Origin of the sequence: uncultured Psychrobacillus sp., assembly GCF_938022135.1 — a bacterium.
In the GTDB taxonomy this organism is placed as follows: Bacteria; Bacillota; Bacilli; order Bacillales_A; family Planococcaceae; genus Psychrobacillus.
The window spans coordinates 1-23,773 of record NZ_CALIED010000086.1 but is presented as its reverse complement, the minus strand read 5'-3'; the positions used below and the strand labels follow the sequence as shown (position 1 = coordinate 23,773).

At 37.0% G+C, this 23,773-nt stretch carries 20 protein-coding genes; 11 read left to right on the top strand and 9 right to left on the bottom strand.

Features of this window, described 5'->3' with window-relative positions:
• Positions 1-15: 15 nt before the first annotated feature.
• A complete protein-coding gene (locus Q0371_RS18040) occupies positions 16-1,881 on the bottom strand; it encodes a transglycosylase domain-containing protein (RefSeq protein ID WP_298473787.1) in 1,866 nt (621 codons plus the stop codon).
• 260 nt (positions 1,882-2,141) lie between these two features.
• Positions 2,142-3,377 (bottom strand): MFS transporter, encoded by a 1,236-nt coding sequence (locus tag Q0371_RS18035; RefSeq protein ID WP_298473784.1) that lies wholly within the window; start codon positions 3,375-3,377, stop codon positions 2,142-2,144.
• Between the two features lie 134 nt (positions 3,378-3,511).
• Here Q0371_RS18035 and Q0371_RS18030 point away from each other — a divergent pair, with 134 nt between their 5' ends.
• Positions 3,512-4,258 (top strand): peptidylprolyl isomerase, encoded by a 747-nt coding sequence (locus Q0371_RS18030; protein ID WP_169359671.1) that lies wholly within the window; start codon positions 3,512-3,514, stop codon positions 4,256-4,258.
• Positions 4,259-4,276: 18 nt separating this feature from the next.
• Positions 4,277-4,504, top strand: coding sequence for a hypothetical protein (locus Q0371_RS18025; protein ID WP_298473781.1), 228 nt, complete (start codon positions 4,277-4,279; stop codon positions 4,502-4,504).
• A 711-nt stretch (positions 4,505-5,215) separates the two neighbouring features.
• Here Q0371_RS18025 and Q0371_RS18020 read toward each other — a convergent pair.
• Positions 5,216-5,653: a general stress protein gene (locus tag Q0371_RS18020; RefSeq protein WP_298473779.1), complete on the bottom strand. Its 438-nt coding sequence runs from the start codon at positions 5,651-5,653 to the stop codon at positions 5,216-5,218.
• Positions 5,654-5,933: 280 nt separating this feature from the next.
• Between Q0371_RS18020 and Q0371_RS18015 the strand changes: the two genes are divergently transcribed.
• Entirely contained in the window at positions 5,934-7,937 is a 2,004-nt protein-coding gene (locus tag Q0371_RS18015) for a methyl-accepting chemotaxis protein (RefSeq protein ID WP_298473775.1), read from the top strand.
• 255 nt (positions 7,938-8,192) lie between these two features.
• On the opposite strand, the gene Q0371_RS18010 is transcribed toward Q0371_RS18015, so the two are convergent.
• Positions 8,193-9,359 (bottom strand): MalY/PatB family protein, encoded by a 1,167-nt coding sequence (locus tag Q0371_RS18010; protein ID WP_298473772.1) that lies wholly within the window; start codon positions 9,357-9,359, stop codon positions 8,193-8,195.
• A 76-nt stretch (positions 9,360-9,435) separates the two neighbouring features.
• On the opposite strand from Q0371_RS18010, the gene Q0371_RS18005 reads away from it, so the two are divergent.
• Positions 9,436-9,696 carry a DUF1871 family protein gene (locus Q0371_RS18005; RefSeq protein ID WP_169359674.1) on the top strand — a complete coding sequence of 87 codons (261 nt, stop codon included), beginning with the start codon at positions 9,436-9,438 and terminating at the stop codon, positions 9,694-9,696.
• A gap of 86 nt (positions 9,697-9,782) precedes the next feature.
• Here the strand turns inward: Q0371_RS18005 and Q0371_RS18000 are convergent, their stop codons facing one another.
• Positions 9,783-9,995 (bottom strand): helix-turn-helix transcriptional regulator, encoded by a 213-nt coding sequence (locus Q0371_RS18000; protein WP_169359675.1) that lies wholly within the window; start codon positions 9,993-9,995, stop codon positions 9,783-9,785.
• 122 nt (positions 9,996-10,117) lie between these two features.
• Complete coding sequence (locus tag Q0371_RS17995; RefSeq protein WP_298473768.1) at positions 10,118-11,455, bottom strand: sodium-dependent transporter; 1,338 nt, start codon at positions 11,453-11,455, stop codon at positions 10,118-10,120.
• A 193-nt stretch (positions 11,456-11,648) separates the two neighbouring features.
• Between Q0371_RS17995 and Q0371_RS17990 the strand changes: the two genes are divergently transcribed.
• The 3 genes from Q0371_RS17990 to yugI all read left to right on the top strand — a co-directional run bounded on the left by Q0371_RS17990 (position 11,649) and on the right by yugI (position 14,004).
• A complete protein-coding gene (locus tag Q0371_RS17990) occupies positions 11,649-12,206 on the top strand; it encodes an RNA polymerase sigma factor (protein WP_298473765.1) in 558 nt (185 codons plus the stop codon).
• Positions 12,196-13,422 (top strand): hypothetical protein, encoded by a 1,227-nt coding sequence (locus tag Q0371_RS17985; RefSeq protein ID WP_169359678.1) that lies wholly within the window; start codon positions 12,196-12,198, stop codon positions 13,420-13,422. Before Q0371_RS17990 ends, Q0371_RS17985 begins: the two co-directional genes overlap by 11 nt.
• A gap of 207 nt (positions 13,423-13,629) precedes the next feature.
• Positions 13,630-14,004 carry a S1 domain-containing post-transcriptional regulator GSP13 gene (gene yugI, locus Q0371_RS17980; RefSeq protein ID WP_169359679.1) on the top strand — a complete coding sequence of 125 codons (375 nt, stop codon included), beginning with the start codon at positions 13,630-13,632 and terminating at the stop codon, positions 14,002-14,004.
• 67 nt (positions 14,005-14,071) lie between these two features.
• On the opposite strand, the gene Q0371_RS17975 is transcribed toward yugI, so the two are convergent.
• Positions 14,072-15,382 (bottom strand): sigma 54-interacting transcriptional regulator, encoded by a 1,311-nt coding sequence (locus tag Q0371_RS17975; protein ID WP_240949710.1) that lies wholly within the window; start codon positions 15,380-15,382, stop codon positions 14,072-14,074.
• Positions 15,383-15,518: 136 nt separating this feature from the next.
• Here Q0371_RS17975 and pruA point away from each other — a divergent pair, with 136 nt between their 5' ends.
• From pruA to Q0371_RS17955, 4 genes are all read left to right on the top strand, one after another.
• Entirely contained in the window at positions 15,519-17,063 is a 1,545-nt protein-coding gene (gene pruA / locus Q0371_RS17970) for an L-glutamate gamma-semialdehyde dehydrogenase (protein WP_298473756.1), read from the top strand.
• Between the two features lie 74 nt (positions 17,064-17,137).
• Positions 17,138-18,331 carry an ornithine--oxo-acid transaminase gene (locus Q0371_RS17965; RefSeq protein WP_169359681.1) on the top strand — a complete coding sequence of 398 codons (1,194 nt, stop codon included), beginning with the start codon at positions 17,138-17,140 and terminating at the stop codon, positions 18,329-18,331.
• Between the two features lie 82 nt (positions 18,332-18,413).
• On the top strand, positions 18,414-19,658 hold the full coding sequence (locus tag Q0371_RS17960; RefSeq protein WP_169359682.1) for a Glu/Leu/Phe/Val dehydrogenase: 1,245 nt from the start codon (positions 18,414-18,416) through the stop codon (positions 19,656-19,658).
• 75 nt (positions 19,659-19,733) lie between these two features.
• Positions 19,734-20,897, top strand: coding sequence for an iron-containing alcohol dehydrogenase (locus Q0371_RS17955; RefSeq protein WP_298473750.1), 1,164 nt, complete (start codon positions 19,734-19,736; stop codon positions 20,895-20,897).
• Positions 20,898-21,561: 664 nt separating this feature from the next.
• On the opposite strand, the gene Q0371_RS17950 is transcribed toward Q0371_RS17955, so the two are convergent.
• Both Q0371_RS17950 and Q0371_RS17945 read right to left on the bottom strand, forming a co-directional pair.
• On the bottom strand, positions 21,562-22,554 hold the full coding sequence (locus tag Q0371_RS17950) for a cation diffusion facilitator family transporter (RefSeq protein WP_298473747.1): 993 nt from the start codon (positions 22,552-22,554) through the stop codon (positions 21,562-21,564).
• 17 nt (positions 22,555-22,571) lie between these two features.
• The gene (locus tag Q0371_RS17945) at positions 22,572-23,294 is read right to left on the bottom strand and encodes an MgtC/SapB family protein (RefSeq protein ID WP_298473744.1); all 723 of its coding nucleotides are present in this window, start codon (positions 23,292-23,294) and stop codon (positions 22,572-22,574) included.
• Between the last annotated feature and the right edge of the window lie 479 nt (positions 23,295-23,773).

Genomic DNA, 23,773 nt, shown 5'->3' with positions numbered 1-23,773 from the left:
CTCAACATTGGCTTCTCAATTTTTTTTATCCATAATTCGATTAAAAATTCGATGGTGTATTTTGTTGGACTCTATGCTTTTCATATTTTTAGGTAAATCATAACCAATCCATACTGCTGAAGTATATGTATCGGTTAGGCCAGCTAGCCAGTAATCATAATACTCATTTGTGGTCCCTGTTTTAGCACCGACATAGGAAGAGTTGACAGAAATCCCTTTTCCAGTTCCGTTTGTTACTACCTGCGCTAGCAAGCCCCTCATTGTTTGGGCTGTTTTATAAGACCATACTTCTTGGAAATCATCCTCCCAATCGTATAAAACAGTTCCTTCTTTATCTACGACCTTCTGAATTGCATGTGCAGGCTTATAAGTCCCATTGATAAAGCTAGTATAGGCATCTGCCATTTCTAACACGGTGACCCCTTTTGTTAATCCACCTAGCGCAGCAGAATACGTGTGGTCTTTTTCCTCTATATTTTCAAACTGAAAAGGAGAGAGTCTCGCAAATGCACTTTCAATGCCGACTGTATCTAATAATCTAACAGCTGGTGTATTGTGGCTTAAACGAAATGCCTCTTGAATGGTTACATAATCATATACTGCACCACCATAATTTTGCGGGCAATAAGAGCCTATGCACAGTTTTCCGGCATTTATAGAGCTATTGGGAGTATACGTAGTTGTTTCAAACAATGGTGCGTATACTAGTAGCGGCTTAAAGGCAGAGCCGGGCTGACGAATTGCCTGATAGGCTCTATGGAAGTCTAGTTTCTTATAATCCTTCCCACCATAAATACTTACAATCTCCCTCGTTTCATTGTTAATAACTACAGAAGCAGCTTGTAGATTCGACTTTTTACTTAATAGACTATTAATATACCGCTCATCATCTTCTTGCTTCAGAGGATCCAGTGCTGTATGCACGGTTATTCCATTGGAAATAACTTCATCAACGCGAGTCTTCAGCTCATGTTCAATAAATTGCCTTTGCTGTTCATTTTGAGCATTTGCTATTTTGTCCTTAAAGCCTTCTTTATGAGCAATAAGGCTTTCTAATTCATGTAACACAAACGTGCTATATGCAGGATATAATTGCTTTTTCGTTTTCGTCACTAATTTAATTGGTGCCTGTTTTATTTCATTTGCTCGTTCGACAGTAAGTCTACTGTTTTTAACGAGGACATCAATTAGAAGCTCCTGGCGATTTTTTGTTGCTTCAAAATTGGTGAGTGGATTATAAATGGTTGGATTATTTGGTATTGCACTTATAAAAGCTAGTTCTGCCTCACTCAATTGATCGATTGAGCGTCCAAAATAGAATGTGGAGGCTGCTCCTATTCCATATACTTGATTGCTGAAATAAATTTCGTTTAAATAATTTGTGAAAATATCCTCTTTGCTCGTTTGTTTTTCCATTTCATGCGCATAAAGTAACTCCGTTAGCTTTCTTTCATACGTTTTCTCAGTAGACAAATAGCGGAGGCGGACAAGCTGTTGAGTAATAGTACTTCCTCCTTGTTCCATTTGCTGAGCAGATGCATTTGCAAAGACAGCCCTAAAAATAGCAGTGAAATTGAAGCCGATATGCTGATAAAATTCCTCATCTTCACTTTGAAGAAAGAGTTCCTGTGCAAATAAGGGGATCTCTTCTAAAGAAAGAGGCTCTCTCCATTCGATATAATCCTCTGAGAATAGTTTTCCTTTGTTATCTAAGAGCACTACAGGGGAGGTTATTGTAGGATTTGATAGTTGAATGGAACGTTCTAAATCCGAATTAAAGGAGGCTGCAGATAGCACCTCTGTATGGATGAAGGAATATAAAATCCACAGTATGGGAAAACATAACAAGATGACTAAAAATCCTATACCTTGTCGCATCATTTTACACTCCAGTTCTTGTAATCTATTTAAAGAATAGCATATTCCATGCTTATTCTATCGACCAAATAATATGAGGTGTGAAGTGTAAAATTGGGTCTATGTAAAAGAAAAGGTTGATTATTCGTAAATGCACTGCGCAGACAACACTATAACGGATTGTAAGACTGCTTCTTGAAATGGATATTTATGTTAAAAGGATAATCGGAATCACTATATAAAACAAAAAGGCTTTCGACCATTTAGCGTCGAAAACCTTACACTTATTGTGTATTAGCGTGTAGTTCTTCCTCATGAAGCACTTCTTCAAAGTCTTGGACGGGTTTCTTACCGGCGAAATAGAGTATGAAGAAAGCTATCAGGAATAGGGCACCCGTAACGAAGAAAACAGAGGATATACCGATAAACCCACTAATAAATCCACCAAACATCGGACCTATAATATTACCTAAGAAGCGGAAGCTTGTGTTGTATCCCATAAGCTCTCCTTGAACTTCGATTGGTGCTTCTCGTCGAATCAAGGCAGTAGTCACTGGTATTAGACCACCAGAAGCAATCCCAAATAAGAAGCGTAGAGCCATCAGTTGCCACAGCTCGGTAACAAAGGCTTGCGGAACGATGAACACAAAAGCAATAAGTAGTAGCATAGATAGAACCTTTTCATAGCCTATCGAGTCTCCAAGCTTGCCCCATGTTCTGGCGAAAAGAAGACTACCTACACCAGTAGCACTAAAGGTTATGCCGGCTAAAAGGGCAACTTCATTGGAGTCAGTTAAATGGGAGACATATAGGGAGAGAAGAGGCTGAATACTAAAAAGTCCAATTTGTATTAAAGACGTAATCATTAGGACATTAAGTATGAGGCGATGATGAAAAATACCAGAAACGACCGTCTTTCTAGAATATTCATGCTCATCCTTCGCTTTAACCCGACGTTGTTCTCTAATCCCTATGATAACTAGGAGTGCAGCTATAGATACTGCTGTAGCTGTAATAATAAATGTGTATTGAAAACCAAACGTATCAGCCATAAACCCGCCTATTACAGGCCCGAATAATGTTCCAGATACGCTACCCATTTGTAACGTGCCCATGGTCTTGCCTGCAACATCCCTTGCTGTCTGAGAACTGATAAATGCCAGTGAAGTTGGGATAAAGCCTGTTACAACACCCATAAACAATCGAAGAACAAAGAATGCTTCTACCGAATTTATGAATCCCATTAAAAGTACGCTGAGCGCAATTCCGAATCCATTTATGATTAAAATTGGCTTATAACCATATTTATCAGCTATTCTCCCCCATATAGGAGACATAATAAGTGCAGAAACAAAGGTAGCTCCAAATACTAGACCAGACCATTTTTGCACGTAGGCATCTGTAAAATCACCCATCGTATTAATATATAGGGAAAGGAAAGGCATGATCATCGTCATGGTGCTAGATACTAAGAAAATGGAGAACCACATAATAATAAAGTTACGTTTTTGTACGCTCATTGAAAATCCCTTCTTTCTTTTGACACGTACTCTTATTTAGATTATAAAACATTTCGAGTGACTAAGGAAGTTGAATGTTAAAAGTTTGTCACTGAAAAGTGTGTTTAATTATGATAAACTGTTTTGGGGTGATTATGTTGAAAAAATTAATTATTTTATGTTTATTTACTATGCTCTTCGTTTCAGCTTGTGGAAGTGATTCAGCTGAGACTGAAAAAGACAATAAAAAAGAAACAACAAAAGAAGAATCTGCTGTTACTACTGATACCCAACAAGAGGGCGAATTAATCACATATCCGCAACTTTCAACAGAAGTGGCGGAAAATGAAGCTTTAGTCCAAATGAACACTTCTTTAGGAGCAATTAAAATTAAATTGTTTCCAGAAGAAGCACCGAAAACAGTGGAAAACTTTTTAACTAAAGCAGAAGAAGGCTACTATGAGGGTGTTATCTTTCATCGGGTCATTGAAGACTTTATGATTCAAGGTGGAGACCCTACTGGAACTGGAGCAGGTGGAGAGAGTATTTATGGTGAGTCATTTGAGGATGAATTCACGATGAACCTATTCAACTTTAATGGTGCACTTTCTATGGCTAACGCGGGACCAAATACAAACGGCAGCCAATTTTTTATTGTACAAGCTTCACCACAAAATGGTATAACAGCTGAACAGCTTATTAAAGGTGGGTGGCCTGAGGAAGTAGCGAAGGCTTATGAAGAAAAAGGTGGAACACCAAATTTAGATCAAAAGCATACAGTCTTCGGGCAAGTTATTGAGGGCATGGATGTAGTAAATGAAATAGCTAAAGTGGAAACTGGTGAAAATGATAAGCCAGTAGAGGATATCCTTATTCAGTCCATAGAGGTTATTCAAAAATAAAGTAGGGAAGTGTTTGCTTTGTTAAACTTTCTTTCATTAGGCTTTTTGTATTTATACTTTCCAGAAGATAAAACAGAGTATATACCAGTAGTCTTAGAATTTATCATGGTATTTATCCTTTGTGTATTATTATTCCGATGGTTTAAAAAGAAATCTGCAAAAGATGCAGCAAAAGCGAAGGAAATAGAAGATCGTGTATTACAGGCAAGAAAAGAAGAAGCGGAGAAAAACATACCTTCTGAGTAACGTCTTATTATAGCGAGTGAGTGGGCGATTAATCGTTTACTTACTCGCTATTTTTAATTTTACACAAGGTTCACAGACTTAAAGGAATTTACGACAATGGGAAGGTAGTTTACGACAATCAACCCATAGATTACTACAATCCCTCTGAGGCGAGCTCGTCCTAAAAGAGATTAACGATAATGGGAAAGTAGTTTACAACAATCAAGCCAAAATTTACGACAATTCCTTATCGTCTCACCAATCCTAGAAAAATTTACGACAATGGGCCAGTAGTTTACGACAATCAAGCAATACTTTACGACAATCAAGCTAAAATTTACGACAATCCCTTATCGTCTCACCAATCCTAGAAATATTTACTACAATGGGTCAGTAGTTTACAACAATCAAGCAATACTTTACGACAATCAGCCCAAAATTTACGACAATCCCTTATCGTCTCACCAATCCTAGAAATATTTACGACAATGGGTCAGTAGTTTGCAACAATCAAGCAATACTTTACGACAATCAAGCCAAAATTTACGACAATCCCTCATCAGCTGTCTTTTTTCCTTTAGCTTTCACCATTAAAAAAGAGCCCCTATGATCGTAAAAGTACTCACATAGGAACTCATATAGAATCGTTTAATATTTTCGTTCACAGCTCCCATCTACATATTGGGGAAGCTATTATTTTTTCACTGAATCTCTGCTAGTTATTATACACAATCACTCTTTTGGATGAATGAGTACCAGTATTTTGCCGTTTTCTACATCAGTAGAGTAGCGTTCTGCTTCATCATCTGTCACTCCAATTTCCATGAGTGCATGCTTTAATCCACCAGCAGAAGAGTTAGCTCCAACTACTGCTCCTCCAATTGTTGTAATAATTGGCCCCGCAGCCAACACAGCACCGAACCCAGGTATCAATACAGTCGATAGCCCTACTAGTACGCCAGCTAAGCCAATGGCGCCTCCTGTTACAGCACCTGCAATAGCTCCATCCTTAGTAGAAGGTTTTACTTCTTGTGTCACTTCGGAATCCCTGTTTGAATTTCTAGCAATAACTGAAATTTCCTCAGTTGTATAACCTTTCTCTTTTAAACCTTCAACCACTTCTTTCACTTGCTGCTCACTTTCATATACTCCAATAACATTATTCTTCATAAATAATTACCTCCTGTTATGTCGCATCTATTCTCTTTACCCTTTATTAAATTTTGTATACCTAATTGTATTGGTGTTTCTTAACATTAATTACTGACCACGCGAGGTCCACTTAGTTGTTTATAAGTAAATAGTAATTATCTTAATATTTAATTCAAAAAAATATTATTTTTGACATTTAATTGATATAAATTAAGTCTTTTAATATTACTATTTACCTGTTATAATAAGTTGGATTTATGTAAAAAGTAATATTTTTTAGAAGGAAGGCTAGTATGAAATGAATAGATCTATAAAATGGAAAGTAATTATTGTTGTAATGATACTAATTATAACTGGCATGTCCACATTGAGTATATTCACTACTTTAATGGTAAGCCAAAAAACGGAGGAAAGTTTGGTTGAGCAAAGTCAAGTTGTAGTTAAGGAAATGTCTTCCAATATTGAAACGTATTTAGGTTCTTATGAAAGTGCGTTGAAACAGATTTCTAAATCTTCCGAGATAGTAGATTTTAATACTGAATATGCAAGAGCAGAAGCATCAGAAAAGACTCATCTTCGGCAAGAATTATCCAATAAGTTTAAAGAATTCTCGTCTGAATATGAAGCGACTTCAGCGATTTACTATGCATTACCGAGTAAACAATTAGAGATTTATCCTCTTGCGGATTTACCTGCAGGCTTTGATCCTACAACAAGAGAGTGGTACCAAAATGGGCTGACTAGTAAAGATGAGTTTGTTTGGTCTAAGCCATATATGGATGAAATAACTAAGACGTATACAATTACTGGTTCCAAGGCTGTTGTGGTAAATGGGACAGTTGTGGGCGTTATGGGGATTGATATACTCCTCTCCGAATTGACAGAGACCATATCACAAAGTGAACTTGGTTTTGAAGGCTACGCTGTTTTAGTGGAACAAGACGGAACAGCTATTTCACATCCAAAATTAGCAGGTGAAAATCTATCGGAATATAAATATATTAAGAAAATGCTGAGTTCACAAGCAGAAGGTGTTATTGAAGATTCTTCCGATGGAGTTACCACAATTTCTGTATTTACAACTCTCCCAGAGTTTGATTGGAAACTGGCAGCAGTTTATGAACAAGATAATATTGATCAGCTAGCCGATAGCATTCGCAATATAATTATATTAATTGCACTAGTCATTATGGTAATCATGTTTATTTCTCTTTTCTTTTTAACAAAGCGTTTGATAAAACCTATTGAACAATTGAAAAATCTAATGGAACAAGTAGCTGAAGGAGATTTAACAGTTCATGCTGATGTTAGTTCAAGAGACGAAATTGGCGAGCTAGCCAATAACTTCAACAAAATGTCCAAAAGTATGAATAACATTATCGAGGTAATGAAAGATTCTGCTAACCATGTGCAAACTAACTCGGAAAGCCTAAGTGCTGTAGCAGAAGAAACTACTGCCTCAGCTGAACAAGTATCGGTAGCGATTGAAGAAATTGCAGAAGGTGCTTCTAAATCAGCCGAGGATGCAGAAGAAGTAACAAATAGTTCATTTCAGCTAAGTGAGCAGATAAACCTAATCAGTGATAAATCACTTGAAATGACGAGTATTGCTAGACAGGCTAGTCAAATTAATGCTGATGGACAAAGCCAAATGCGTGAATTGAAGACTTCCTTCAATAGTTGGGATGATAATTTAACATCTATGAGTGGAGTTGTAAATTCACTAGAGAATAAAGTTAAGGCAATTGATGGTGTAATGGAAACAATTATGGAAATATCGTCACAAACAAATTTACTAGCTTTAAACGCAAGTATTGAAGCAGCAAGAGCAGGTGATCATGGTAAAGGATTTGCAGTGGTTGCTGATGAAGTTAAGAAATTAGCAGAGCAATCAGCTAAAGCGACAGAAGAAGTCAAAAAAACTATTAATGAATTGCAGCACGGCTCTTCTTTAGTAAGTGAACAAATGAATGAAACGAGAGAATCCTTCAAAAAACAAGGATCAGTCGTAGTGAACACAGAAGTGATTTTTGGAGAAATATCAAATCTTATGTCGTCGATGCAAGAATCTATCAACGAAGTATCCAAAGAGGTAGAACGAGTATCTGCTTATAAAGAACAAGTAGTCGATACAATACAGATGATGACAGCTACTTCTCAACAAACAGCTGCTGCTTGTGAAGAGGTGAGTGCTTCTTCAGATGAACAGCTACGTGCTATTCAGTCAGTTGCTACTGCCTCTGAAACGCTAACAGAACTAAGTGAAAAGCTAACAGGAGCGATTAATCGTTTTAAAGTATAAGTAGAGAAAAAGTATAAAATTTAGAACCCTTCATTTAGCATTTGAACGTAAGACATCGTAAGGTTAAAACAAGAATCTATTGACCTAAAAAGCTACCTGAAGGGAAATAGACCATCTTTATTGGGATGGTCTATTTTTTTTTCATACATTTAGTAGGTAAAATCAAAAAAGCTGATCATGAAGTTAATCATGACCAGCTGTACAACAGCTTCCCAAGGATTGTCCCTTAACTAGAAAGCTTTAAATTCTTATATATTAGGATAATGCTAGTTTGAATCTAGCCACTCCGTCTTCGACTGTTGCTCGTGGACACGCCACGTTCATACGAAGGAAGCCATCTCCGCCTTCTCCATACTTCGTGCCAGGCTCTAAAGCGAGTCTCCCTTTCGTTAATAAAAGGTCCATCATATCTTTCTCGTTCAACCCAGTTCCTCGATAATCAATCCACATTAAATAGGTGCCCTCAGGCATAGAAACCTTCACACCTTCAATTGCAGATAAATGTTCCACTACGTATTTCATGTTGCCTTCTACAACTTCTAAAAGACCTTCTAGCCATTGTTCTCCGTGCTCGTACGCAGCCTGCATAGCTGTAAGTGAGAACACGTTCAATCCCATCTCACCACGTCTAGTTGCACCATTCTCTAAAACTTTTCGTAATTTTTCATTTGGTACAATTGTTGCTGCACCTTGAATACCAGCAAGGTTGAACGTTTTAGTTGGAGCAAAGAAAGTGATAATATTATCTGTTTCCTCAGCTGCCACGAGAAGAGGTATATGCTTATTTGGCTTAAAAACAAGGTCTGAATGTATTTCATCTGAAAGGATCAATACATCATGCTGCTTGCACAAGGCTGCCATTTTAGTTAAATCCTCTCTACCCCAAACCTTCCCACCAGGATTATGAGGATTACAAAGGATGAATATCTTGATATCTTGCTTTAAGCATTCCTTAAAGGCTGTCCAATCTATTTCGAAAGAATTACCATTTTCTATAAGGCGACAGGTAACGACTTCTCGCTCTAAATTATTTGGTATTCCTTTAAAGGGTGGATAGATTGGTGTATGGACAAGTATTTTATCTCCTTTTTGGGAAAAAGCATCAACTGCCTCCGCCATTCCAGGTATTACACCATGACGAAGAAGAATCCATTCATTCTGTATTTCTAGTTGGTGTTTAGTAGATACCCAGGTAGATAATGCATCTTTTACTGCTTCTGGCGCAATAGAGTAACCAAAAACTGGATGTTCCAAACGCTTATGTATAGCTTCCTGTATAACTGGCGCAAGGCCGAAATCCATGTCTGCTACCCACATTGGGAGTACATCTGTGTCATCCTCAATTGCATAAACCTGTTTTAACATATCCCATTTTGCGGAAAAAGTGTTACGACGATTGAAAATAGTTGAAAAATCTGACAAAGTAAATTCCCCTTTCAATTTTAACTTATTGTGTTATTATAACCCTAACTAATAAAAGTAGTAAGGTGAAAAAATAATGGATACAATACAGATGAATAGAAAAGCAGTTTGGATACTACAGGAATGGGATCCTTTCCAATTTGGTATCGATGCATACGAAACGGAGATTGCTGATGTAGTTACTGCTCTTCACGATATCGATCACCCATCCGAGCTTGCTAGAAAAATACAAGAAATCTATGAACACTCCTTTGAACAGTGGATTCCACTTGAAAAGTGTGTCGAAATTTCTTATAAGCTTATTGCAATAAAATATGAAATGAAATGCATTATTTAACGAGCTATTACACTCTTTCAAATATAGGTTAACAAAAGAAAAAGCTTTCGATTCATTGAATCGAAAGCTTTTTTCTAATACCATTCTTATACTTCTTGAAGGCCATCCATCAAATTGGAGGCAGGAACTTCTAAAGCATTAGATAGCTTTAATATAGTTTGTGTTGATGGGACTTCACTACCTGATTCGTACGCTTCCAATTTTCCAGCGCCTATTCTTGTTTTTAAGGAAAGTGTTTCTAAAGAAATATTGCGTTCTTCTCTTAGTTGTCGCAATTGCTCATGTAATTCTTTTTTCATGACTCCATCCACCTCTTTAAAAATTCTTCACATCTTACATCATATTATAGCATAATTTTTTTGAGAACTAGTTTCAAACAATTGTCAGAAAAAGTACAATTTTTGATTACTTAATAATACGTCTATTTTAAAACATTCCAAACGCCTTGTACAAATACGATTAAGATGGCAATTGGAGCTGCATATCTTACAATGATTCTCCATGCATTTAATAAAAAGCCTTTGGAGTCAAGTTCATTCGAAATATCTGCTTTGGTAAAGTGGTAACCGGCAAAAATGGAGATGAAAAGTGCTCCTAAAGGTAAACCAACGCTACTAGTAAAGAAGTCCGCAAAATCAAATATAGATAAGTCTAAGATTTTGATATCCTGTAGCACACCAAAGGAAAGCGCACTAGGAATTCCAACTAGGAAAATTAAGAAACCAAAAATCCAAGCAGCTCGTTTTCTTCGATCGTATTTTGACTTGATGCCGATGGAAACAACGATTTCTAACATGCTGATGGATGATGTTAGAGTAGCAAAAAGTAATAGTATAAAGAATATGATTAAGAAAAACTGTCCAAAAATAATTTGTTCGAATACTGCAGGTAAAATGATGAAAACTAATCCTGGTCCTGCATCTGGAGAGAATCCTAATGCAAACACTGCAGGGAAAATAACTAGACCGGCCATAATCGAAATACCAATATTCAGCACGGAAACACTTAAAGCAGAACTGCCTAGCTTCGTTTCCTTCGGAAGGTAAGATGCGTAAGTAATCATTCCAGAAACACCGACGCTTAATGAAAAGAATGCCTGTCCCAGTGCGAGCAGTGCTGTTTCCCAAGTAAAGTAAGACCAATCGGGAATCAGTAAAAACTTAACACCTTCTATCGCTCCATCCAGAGTTAACGAACGTATAGCTAGTACGACAAAGAAAATGAGTAATAAGGGCATCATCCACTTACTAGCTTTTTCGATTCCACCTTTAATCCCACCTTGAACGATCCAGATAGTTAAAAAGATAAAAGCTCCCTGGCCAATTAATACTTCCCATGGATTTGAGATAACTGTATTAAATAAGTTCTCATAAAAATTATCTGTGCTTCCGTTTAGGCTAAGTGTAATAGAACGGATTATGTAAGATAAAATCCAACCGCCGACTACACTGTAAAACGAGAGTATGATAAACGAAAAGAAGAAGCCAGACCAGCCAATTAAAAACCAAGGCTTGTTAGGAGCCAGTTTTTTAAAGCCGGTTACTGCATCTGCCTGTCCTTTTCTTCCAATGATAAATTCTGCTAATAAAATAGGTAGCCCAATAAGAAGTGTACATAGGATAAAAAGTAAAACGAAGACGCCTCCGCCATTAGTTCCTGCCATATAAGGGAACTTCCATATCGCCCCTAACCCAATAGCACTTCCGGCCGCAGCCAATATGAATCCAATTTTTGACCCGAAATGATCTCGAGCTTTCATATGTATTCCTCCTTCGATACTTTAACGATTTAAAGTGATAGTATACTATTTTACCTCAAAAAAATAAATGGTAACTTATATTAAACGGAAACCCGTTACGATATACAAGCTATTTAAAAATTAAAAGATAAGTGTAACAATTAAAGAGGATCTTACGTTACACCTATAGCAAAAGAGAGAGCGAGGGGGAGCAATGGTTGAGAACGATTTGATCGAACGTGCACAGCAGGGCGATCAACTAGCATATGGGGAGCTCATTCGCTTACATCACCGAACCGTAGAAAAATTTGCTTTTCAATGTGGCGTGCGAGTGCAAGACATCCCTGATGTCACACAGGAAGTGTTTGTAAAGCTTTACCGTTTCCTACACCAATTCCAAAAAGAACGATTTACGACTTGGTTATATAAAATTACATTAAATGCAACGAGAGACTATTATCGTAAGGAAACAAAGGAAGTACAAAAAGAAGCAAAGCTACAAGGCAGTTCACATGAAAGTTACATAATGAAGTCAGCAGAGGAAAAGGTCTTAATATTTGAAGAAGACCGAGAGCTTCATGAAGCGATACAGCATTTAGATGAAAAATACCGACATCCTATTATCTTATTCTATTTCCATGATATGTCTTATGGACAAATAGCAGAAGTACTTAATGTCCCCATGTCTACTGTTAAGATTCGGATGATGAGAGGAAAGGGTCACTTAAAAAATGCTCTACAAATAAGTGGAGGTGAAAACCATGGACGATAAAAAATTGGAAGATCGACTAGCTCTTTTAAAATCATCCTACGATCGGCTTCCTTCAACGATCGATACAGACGATATATTAAAAAAAATAGATAAAGACAAATTAAATGAACCGACTCAGGTTAACCGCAAGAAAATTAATTGGCAAAGAGTTGCAGTGTGGTTAGCTAGTGCTGCAGCAATACTTGTCATCGGAATAATAGGGGCAAGCTTTCAGGAAGAAAACACACCTACTAATGCCAATCAGTTAGCAGATATTGATGGAGAGGGTAACGTTCCATTAGCAGATGCCTCTATAGAATTCATTGAAAGATTAAAAAACAATTACGAAAAAGAACGAGAAAAACGTAGAGAGATGTTACATCTTACGGAAGAAGAATTTTCAAAGTTACCATTTGTTCGAAGTGCGGATTCAACCTATAAACTATATACAACAGAAACTGGCTTATCGTTATTTAATAAAGTCTCTTCCTTATCTAATGAAAATTCACTAAATTTAATATATGATGACTTAATCCGATCTCTCTATCTTCCATCGGAAATGATTCAGGAAATAAAAGATAAGGGCGTAATGTTATCTGAGGAAGAGACTGCTGGTTTTTTTAATGTTTATTCTAGTAGGATCAAAGAATTGAGAACATATTTTGGGGAAAAGGGTCATATTACAGATGAGCAATTGGAAGCGCTGAAGCGGGAAAATCTTTACCCAGGTTCTGCATTAAATTTCCAATATAAAATGAAGGAAGAGCAGTTAGCTGATTTAAAGAATTTATTAGCTCCCTCATTTATCGGATACAATTACATTTTTGAAAAAGAACCTTTTACTTATGCAGGGGAATTGACCTACAGCTTGGAGGACTCGGTAGCTACTTTAATGTATCTTGACGAATTTCTGCCTAGTAGTTCCGATTTATACGCCGATAAGAATTTATTGAAGTTGTACTACACCGAATTATTTTATGCAGTGGTAAAGGGGACTAGTGATAGCCCCGTGTTTGATAAGGGCGTTGTTAAAAAAGAATATCAAGATATTTGGAGCGATATCGTTAATGAATCTAATAGCTCTAATATCATACAGTTTTTATTAAATCCAATCGTGAATGAATTTGAAAGCAATGGTTGGACACAATCAGAAAGCTGGGATGACTTAGATCCTGGAGATATCGATGACGCTCTTCATTTAGAAGGTAATGGTGATTTGGAGCAGTTTGTTGAATAGGAGTGAGAAGTGCATTTAATACGAGCTCTTCAGATCGGTGTATCAGAACAGCTAAAAAGTGCTTTCTAGAATGATAAGGATTTAAATTTCCTTGGACATAGTTGTTAGATGTCCTTTCCATAGCGTTTCCGTGATTTTTGGTCATATACTTTCTGATATGTTATAATTTAACATGACAATATCGTATATAAGAAAGTAGGACGGCATATGACAAAAACATTTAAGGTAGGAGATGTGGTTACTGGTAAAGTGACAGGTATTCAACCATACGGTGCGTTCGTAAGTCTAGATGAACAAACACAAGGTCTAGTACACATATCAGAGATAACATATGGCTATGTTAAGGAAGTAGGAGAATTCTTGACGGTAGGGCAAGAAGTAGAGGTCAAAATTTTAGACATAGATGGGGAAGCAGGTAAAATTAGTCTTTCCATCCGAGAGCTTCAAGAAAAGCCTACTACTCCAAAACGAGATGACAAGCCACGTAAAAGCCTACAGGCACGTGTAGATGAGCATGATGAAGAAGGCTTTAATACACTGAAGGAAAAATTAGCAGGATGGATTCAACAATCCATTCGATAAAAGAAAAAGGTGAAGAAGGGCTAACCCCTTCTTCACCTTTTTAGTATTTTTAAATGTATTCTTTGATTTAAGCATTTTTAATCTTTCGTAATCTGTATTGTAAATTTTGTCTGCTCATTCCTAGCGCTTCAGCTGCTTTCGTAATATTATTATTATATTTTTCTAATGCCTTTTGTAAATAATAGGTTTCAGCCTGTCTAAGGTATTCGTCAAGTGGAAGTAAATCCTTCTCTGCAGAAACAACGAAGTCTTCGGCGTTTTTCATCGTTTCATTTAATCCTTGTATTTTTAACTTGAAATGTAATGGAAGCATATTAAAACTCAGGGTGCTTTCTGTAGTTACCATAGAAGTGATTTCATCTAATAGGAGCTCTAACTCTTTTAGATTGCCTGGCCAGTCGTAACTTTTAAAGACTTTTATGACTTGAGGATCAATCTCCTCTAAAGTCGAGGCATAGCGACTTAAATGACGTTGGAAGTAATCATGTACGAATGGCATTATATCCTCTGGTCGATCACGTAGCGGAGGAATATTGATAGTGATGGAAGTAAAGTAATAGTAAAGCTCTTTTGCCAGCTGGTTATTAGAAATCATTTCAATCGGATCTTCTCCAATACTAGCTATAAATAAGTTTTGGTTAGATCCATTTTCTTTTAATACGTCCATCAATTTTTTTTGTAAATCGATGGATAATAAGTCTATTCTTTCACAAAATATAGTGCAGTTACGGAGGCTTTTAATTTCCTTTTCAAATTTACTAATAATTTGATCGTCCGCACTATAGCAATAAAGTGTTATAAATTGCTCGTTTGGCGGAGAGAGCTCATGATGAATTCCTTCCGCAATTAAATCCTTACCTGTTCCTGCTTCCCCAATTAATAGGATAGGCATGCGGACATTAGCAGCTTTAATAGAACGCTCTTTTACATTCTTCATAAGTTGGGACTCGGCAGTTATTGTAGAAAGAGTAATCGACTCATTATATCTTTTTAAGGGCTGAAACAATAGTTTTTCTAGAGCGGTAATATCTCTTGAAAACTCGATTGCTCCTATTAATGTACCATCTTCAAAGACAGGATATGTGTCATTTATTGTGGTGATTTCTTGGCCGTTCCTGCTCCAGTAAGTTTGTTTCGCTCTTAGGACGGGCTTTTCACTATGAAGAACTTTTAGCAGTGTGCTTTCGTGCTGTTCGAACTGGAATAGTTCTAAAATGGAACGATCTTCAATGTCCATCGAGTTTAAGCCTTCTATTTCTTTCATTTTTTCATTATATATAATGGTTTTCCCCATTAAATCTATAGCATGAATGCCTACAGCAACCCGCTCTGTAGCAAACTTATAAAATGGAAGCAGCTTACTGAAAATACTATCCAAACCTATCACCTCAAAAAAAATTTTAACATTTTAGTTAATTTTACTTGAAAAACGCAACAATCTTTTGCATTATTATAAGGGAAGAAGTATTATTAGTGCAAATTTTTTTTGCATTAAAACTTAGAGGAGGATTTACATGTTACCATACAAACACGAACCTTTTACTGATTTTTCCAAAGAAGAAAACAAAAAAGCTATTAAAGAAGGATATAAAATTGTTGATGCTTATTTAGGTCAAGACTTTCCATTAATCGTTGGTGGAGAAAGAATTACTACTGAAAGTAAAATCGTATCTTATAATCCAGCTAAAAAAGAACAAGTAATTGGTAAAGTATCAAAAGCTTCTCAAGAAATTGCAGAAAAAGCACTTAAAATCGCTGATGAAACATTTAATACATGGAAAAAAGTGAAACCAGAAGTACGTGCAGATGTATTATTCAAAGCAGCTGCTATCATTCGTCGCCGTAAATTTGAATTCTCGGCTTTATTATCAAGAGAAGCAGGGAAAACTTGGGTTGAAGCAGACGTAGAGGTTGCGGAAGGAATTGACTTTTTAGAATATTACGGTCGTCAAATGCTACGCCTTAAAGACGGTCAGCCGGTAGAAAGCCGTCCAGGCGAATATAACCGTTACGACTATATTCCATTAGGAGTATCTGTTGTTATCTCTCCATGGAACTTCCCATTTGCTATCATGGCAGGAACTACTGTAGCAGCTATGGTTGCTGGTAACACTGTGTTACTAAAACCTGCATCTACAACTCCTGTTGTTGCGTATAAATTTGTAGAAGTACTAGAAGAAGCGGGAATGCCGGCTGGCGTTGTTAACTTCATTCCTGGTTCTGGTGCGGAAATTGGTGACTTCTTAGTTGAGCATCCACGCACTCGCTTAATCAGCTTCACAGGCTCTCGTGACGTTGGTTTAGGAATCGTAGAAAAATCAGCTAAATTAGCTGAAAAACAAATTTGGATTAAACGTACTATTCTTGAAATGGGCGGTAAAGATACAATTGTCGTAGACAAAGAAGCAGATTTAGAATTAGCTGCTCAATCTATCGTAAGATCTGCGTTTGGATTTAGTGGACAAAAATGTTCAGCTGGTTCCCGTGCTGTCATCGTAGAAGATGTGTATGATCAAGTGCTTGCTCGCGTTAAAGAATTGACTGAGGAATTATCGGTTGGTGTTCCAGACGAAGACGAGCATTATGTAGGTCCAGTAATTGATGGATCGGCTTTCAAGAAAATCATGGGTTATATGCCAGTTGGCAATGAAGAAGGTCGTTTAATCACTGGTGGAGAAGGCGATGATTCTAAAGGATTCTTCATTAAACCAACAGTGTTTGCTGATCTATCTCCAACAGCTCGTATTATGCAAGAAGAAATCTTCGGACCAATTCTTGGTGTTTGTAAAGCAAAAGATTTCGACGAAGCAATTGAAATTGCTAACAATACGGAATACGGCTTAACTGGTGCTGTTATTACAAATAACCGCATGAATATAGAAAAAGCACGTGAAGATTTCCATGTAGGTAACTTATACTTTAACCGTGGATGTACTGGTGCAATTGTTGGATACCAACCATTTGGTGGATTCAATATGTCGGGTACAGATTCAAAAGCTGGCGGACCAGATTATATTCAACTTCATATGCAAGCTAAAACAACATCTGAAATGCTTTAATATTTTGTACTAAATAATGAATTGGCTGGCAGTTTTATTTTGTCCAGCCTCTTCATTTAATAGGGGGAAAACAAATGTCAGTATCAAGTAAATTGATTGAACAAACAGATAAGTTTGGTGCAAATAACTATAATCCACTTCCAATCGTCATTTCTGAGGCTGAAGGTGTTTGGGTAAAAGATCCAGAGGGTACAAAGTATATGGATATGCTTTCTGCATATTCAGCAGTAAACCAAGGACACCGTCATCCCAAAATCATTCAAGCGTTAAAAGACCAAGCAGATCGTGTTACTTTAACTTCTCGCGCATTCCATAACGACCAGTTGGGTCCATGGTATGAAAAAGTAAGTCAGTTAACGAACAAAGAAATGGTTCTACCGATGAATACTGGAGCTGAAGCTGTGGAAACAGCATTTAAAGCAGCTCGTAGATGGGCTTATGATGTTAAAGGTGTTGCTGAAGATCAAGCTGAGATTATTGCTTGTAACGGTAACTTCCATGGAAGAACGATGGGTGCTGTTTCTTTATCTTCAGACCCAGAATACAAAAGAGGATTTGGCCCAATGCTTCCGGGTATTAACTTAATTCCTTACGGTGATTTGGAAGCGCTTAAGCAAGCAATTACTCCAAATACAGCAGCATTCTTAATCGAACCGATTCAAGGGGAAGCTGGAATCATTATTCCACCAGAAGGATTTATGAAAGCTGCACTTGAATTATGTCGTGAAAATAACGTGTTATTTATTGCTGATGAAATTCAAGCCGGCTTATGTCGTACAGGTAAAATGTTCGCTTGCGAATGGGAAGACATGGAACCGGATATGTATATTTTAGGTAAGGCATTAGGAGGGGGAGTATTCCCAATCTCTTGTATCGTAGCTAACCGTGATGTTCTAGAAGTGTTTAATCCTGGTTCACATGGATCTACTTTTGGTGGGAATCCTATGGCTTGCGCAGTTTCACTTGCAGCACTTGATGTTTTAATAGATGAAAAGCTAGCTGATCGTTCATTAGAGCTAGGAAATTATTTTATGGATGCTCTAAAAGAGATTAAACATCCTTCTATTAAAGAGATTCGTGGTCGTGGTTTATTCATAGGAATGGAATTGACAGAAGCAGCAAGACCGTACTGTGAAGAACTAAAAGAGCTTGGTTTACTATGCAAAGAAACGCATGATACAGTAATCCGTTTTGCTCCACCTTTAGTAATTTCAAAAGAAGAACTTGACTGGGCAATTGAGAAAATTAAAAAAGTATTTACTATTTAATAATTGTATCCCACATCGGAAATGAATTGTGTTACAATTATTTCCGATGAAATCATTATGAATTAAAGAGGCGAAATAATAAATGGCTGAAAATCTAAACCTGTTCACATCAACGCAGGCTGTCATTAAAGAGGCTTTGCAAAAATTAGGCTACGACGAGGCAATGTATGATTTGTTAAAAGAACCACTTCGTATGTTAGAGGTAAGAATCCCAGTAAGAATGGATGATAATACTGTTAAAGTATTTACTGGTTACCGTTCACAGCATAACGATGCGGTTGGACCAACAAAGGGTGGAGTCCGTTTTCACCCAGGCGTAACACCTGAAGAAATGAAAGCACTTTCTATGTGGATGACTTTAAAAGCTGGAATCGTTGATCTTCCATACGGTGGAGGTAAAGGTGGAGTAGCTTGTGATCCACGTGAAATGTCTATGGGAGAAATTGAACGTCTAAGCCGTGGCTATGTACGTGCAATTAGCCAAATTGTTGGACCAACAAAAGATATACCTGCTCCAGACGTTTTTACAAATGCGCAAATTATGGCATGGATGATGGATGAATATAGTCGCATGGACCAATTTAACTCTCCAGGATTTATTACTGGTAAACCTTTAGTTCTTGGTGGCTCTCAAGGTCGTGACCGTGCAACAGCACAAGGTGTTACAATTATTATTAATGAAGCAGCTAAGAAACGCGGCATTGATATGATGGGTGCTAGAGTGGTTATTCAAGGTTTCGGAAACGCAGGAAGCTTCCTTGCTAAGTTCTTGAGCGATCAAGGTGCAAAAGTAATTGGTATTTCTGATGCTTACGGTGCTTTACATGACCCTAATGGCTTAGATATAGATTATTTATTAGATCGTCGTGATAGCTTTGGAACAGTAACAACTTTATTTGAAAACACTATTTCTAACGAAGAGTTATTAGAATTAGATTGTGATATTTTAGTGCCAGCTGCTATTGAAAACCAAATTACTTCTGATAACGCGCATAATATTAAAGCGAATATAGTTGTAGAAGCAGCAAATGGTCCAACAACATCTGAAGCTACTAGAATTTTGTATGAACGTGGAATTCTACTAGTTCCTGACGTATTAGCTAGTGCCGGTGGAGTTACTGTATCTTACTTTGAGTGGGTACAAAATAACCAAGGTTACTACTGGACAGAGGACGAAGTTAACGATAAGTTAGTGAAAAAAATGGTGGATGCATTTGAAAATATCTACGAAGTAGCTTCTACTCGTAATATAGATATGCGTCTAGCAGCATATATGGTTGGTGTACGTAGAACTGCAGAAGCATCACGCTTCCGTGGTTGGGTATAATCGATAGGTTGAACCGCTTGTATTTTGCAAGCGGTTTTTTATATGATTAGACTGTAAAGAAAGGGGATTAAGAATATGAATGCATTTTCTTTTTATAATCCGGTTAAATTAGTTTTTGGAAAAGGACAATTATCGAAACTTCCAACGGAGCTTTCTGTGTTTGGAAAAAAAGTTCTTGTAGTGTACGGTGGCGGAAGTATTAAAAAAAATGGCTTATACGATGAGGTAATGAGCCATTTAAACGAGGCAGGCATGGAAGTCTTCGAATTAGCTGGAGTTGAGCCTAATCCAAGACTGTCTACTGCAAAACGAGGAGCCGACCTTTGTAAGGCTGAAGGAATTGAAGTGGTACTAGCAGTAGGGGGCGGTTCTGTAATAGACTGTACTAAACTTATTGTAGCTGCGGCTAAGTATGATGGGGATCCATGGGATCTAGTTACTCGTAAAGCAATTCCAAAGGAAGCACTGCCTTTTGGTACAGTTTTAACTTTAGCTGCAACTGGCTCTGAAATGAATTCCGGTTCGGTTATTACAAATGAAGACACGTTAGAAAAATACGGTTGGGGAAGTCCATTAGTTTTTCCTAAGTTTTCAATATTAGACCCTGTTAACACGTTTACAGTTCCATTAGATCAAACGGTTTACGGAGTTGTTGATATGATGTCGCATATGTTCGAGCAGTATTATAACAATGCAAGTAATACCCCAGTTCAAGATGAAATGATAGAGGGGACTCTACGTACGGTTATCGATGTGGCTCCTAAGCTTGTGAACGACTTAGAAAATTACGAGCTAAGAGAAACTATACTGTTTGCAGGAACACTAGGCTTAAACGGATTCTTGCAAATGGGTTATAACGGGGATTGGGCAAGCCATAACATAGAGCACGCCGTATCAGCTGTTTATGATATACCTCATGCAGGAGGATTGGCAATCATTTTCCCAAGATGGATGCGTCACAACCTCCATGTAAATCCTGAACGTTTTGCTAAGCTTGCTATAAAAGTATTCCAAGTAGACCCTGCAGGTAAAACAGCTGAAGAAATAGGGCTAGAAGGAATTGAAAAATTATCAGCTTTCTGGGCTTCATTAGGTGCACCGCAAAATCTATCAGATTATAATATAGATGATTCTAATATTGATTTAATGGTAGAAAAAGCAATGGTACGTGGCGAGTATGGTAATTTTAATAAGTTAAATGCCGACGATACTAAAGCAATTTTAACAGCTTGCCTCTAACTAATAGAAGAAAGTTGTTTTTAAAGGCTTGATATATACTGAAAAACGATGAACCAAAGCACTGCAAATGCAGTGCTTTTTTGAATGATAGGGGATAGGAGAATTCTTATATAAATTGGCTATGTTAAAGGGTAGGGTTGATTTATAATGCAAAGAAATCTTTAAATCAGAGAGTAGAATTGATTTTTCGCACCAGCGGGACGCTTTTTCGCGGGGTGAGCGATAAGCCATCACCCATCGCTTACGCGCGTGGTTGTGAGGTCTTATCTGTCTCACTCATCCATGCTTATGTCGCCGTCTGGAGCTCCAATCAATAAATGGGAACAGCATTAGCATCTATAAACTATAAATCAAATCAATTCACTCACATAAACAAAGCTGAAACACTGCCACCAACCCCAACTTCATCATCTATTTATGTTCTTAGTAGCCATTTGAATGCTCCTTTTTCAATGTTTACAGTCACTATTAAAAAGAATTGTTAGTCAAAATCAACCAATAACTTTAACAAAGCTTATAAAATTAACGAGTAATGAAGATTTTGCTTACTTAAGAGAGGGGGACTAATAGTCAACCAACTGGATTCGAGACTGAGCACCCTCATTAAAGTAGAAAGATATATAGAAACAAAAAGACATCCAATGAAATGGATGTCTAATCATACTTAGTTATTTTTAGTTTTTAAAACAGTTTTAGTATCTTTATGATGCTTCCATGTTCTAACTCCATCATCTTCATCAAAGGAGATAGTGACGTCCGAAACCCCTTGTTGACTTAAGATAAGGTCCTTTAATACATCGTGTATATCATCTACTGTTGCAAATGAAAGCGAAGCATCTATCTCAGCAATTAATGTTACATGTAGATATTCTCCTTCTTTAATAACTTCTAACTCTTGAATGTCTTTCACTTCTTTTACATCTGAAATGACATGTGCAATATGCACTAACATCTGTTCATCGGTTTCTCCCAAAGCTCCTCTTGCATTATCAAGGAAAACTTTACCTACAACATAGAACATCATTAGACCAATAAGAATAGATGCGATTCCTTCTGCTTGTAAAAAGCCTGTGAAATGAGAGATAAGCACAGCTACAAAGGCTAGTATCCCACCTGCAGTTGCTACTAAATCCTCCATAAAAACGAGTTTTGTTGCAGGTTTTGCTCTACTTAGATGACCAAAGCTTGTAGTGAGAGGGGCAAGGAAGGTTCCTTTAACACCAACTTCATGTAATATTTCTTTTCCGGCCTTATATAAGACAGCGAACTCTAAAATTATTGCAATACCGAGGACGGTTAAAGTAATTGCTAGCCCACCTGATGCGACGGGGTGCTGAATATGATGCCAGCCTTCTTTGATTGTTTCATATGATAGGATTCCTACTAATATAACTGCACCTAAACAAACAAGGTTTACCAATCGACCAAAACCATTCGGAAATTTTGGAGTTGGCGCTTTTTTAGAAAGAGCAGATCCTATAAATACAAAAAATTGATTGGCAGCATCTCCGATAGAGTGCATCATTTCTGCAAACATTGCAACATTGCCTGTTAAGAAAAATGCTCCACCTTTTAAAGCTGCGATAATTGTATTAACAATAGCTGCGATTAAAGATGGCTTATTACCACCCTTTAGTAAAGTGAAAAATTGTCCCATAGATAGTTGCTCCTTTTTTAAATTGATTCTAATTCCAAACTTTCCACAAATTCCAATTCTGCAATAGAATGATAAAATTCTACCGTATTTTTCTTAGTTAGGATAGATAGTCGGATATGAATTTCATGTTTTATCTCATCATTCTCTAATTTAATATCTTTTATCCGGATACTATCGATATAAAAACCACAGTCTTTTAAGTAATAGTACATTTTAGAAATGCTTTCTTGTTTTAAAACAATAACCTTTAAGGATAATTCTCTGGATCGTAGACGCTTAGGACCGACTTTAGATAGAAGAGGAGGAATTACTTCTATACCGAATAGTACGATAACGACTGTAAGGGCAGCTTCCAGATAAAAACCTGCGCCTACGGCTATGCCTATTCCGCCTGCTCCCCAAATCATTGCTGCCGTAGTAAGTCCACTTATACTGTCGTTGCCCTTGCGTAGAATGACACCTGCTCCGAGAAAGCCGATACCGCTTACTATTTGTGCGGCCAATCGTAAAGGATCCATAGTTATATTTACTCCATCATGACCATGATGTGCTTTGTAAGCTGACTCTATTGATATGTATGTTAGTAAACAACTAAAGGTTGCAATGACGATGCTTGTTTTAAGGCCAATTGGTTTCTTTTTTAATTCTCTTTCAATCCCTATAACTAAACTTAGGGTTGCCGCCAAACCTAATTTTATTAATATTTCACCATATCCGTTTAGATAGGGAATCCAATCCACCGTGGTGCCTCCTTTCATATAGATAGTTAAGAATATGTGGAAATTTTAATCTTATACTTACATACCCAGTTTTCTGCTTAATATCACTTAGAGATAAAAATAGTTTTTTCCAGAAGCCAAGGTGGCATTTATAATAGATAATCCAGTAGTAATAAAGATGTTTTTATAAGCAGGAACTAGTGAAAGTGAGGTAAAACCTTTATAAATCGGTGTTTTTAACGTAAAAGAGAAGGAAAAGATCAAATAATTAAAGAAAAACCTATAAATTTTAATAAAAGGTATTGCTTTTTGTTTTTAATCATTGTATATTAATACATGTCCTTCAGAACATGTGAGTAACGACTTAAAAGAAATTAAAAAAAGTTGTTGACAACTTAACTGAAGCGAGATATACTAATAAAGTCGTCAAAAACAAAACGACGCGATGAACATTGAAAACTGAACATGCAAAACGTTAAGACATATAGCATCAACAAGCT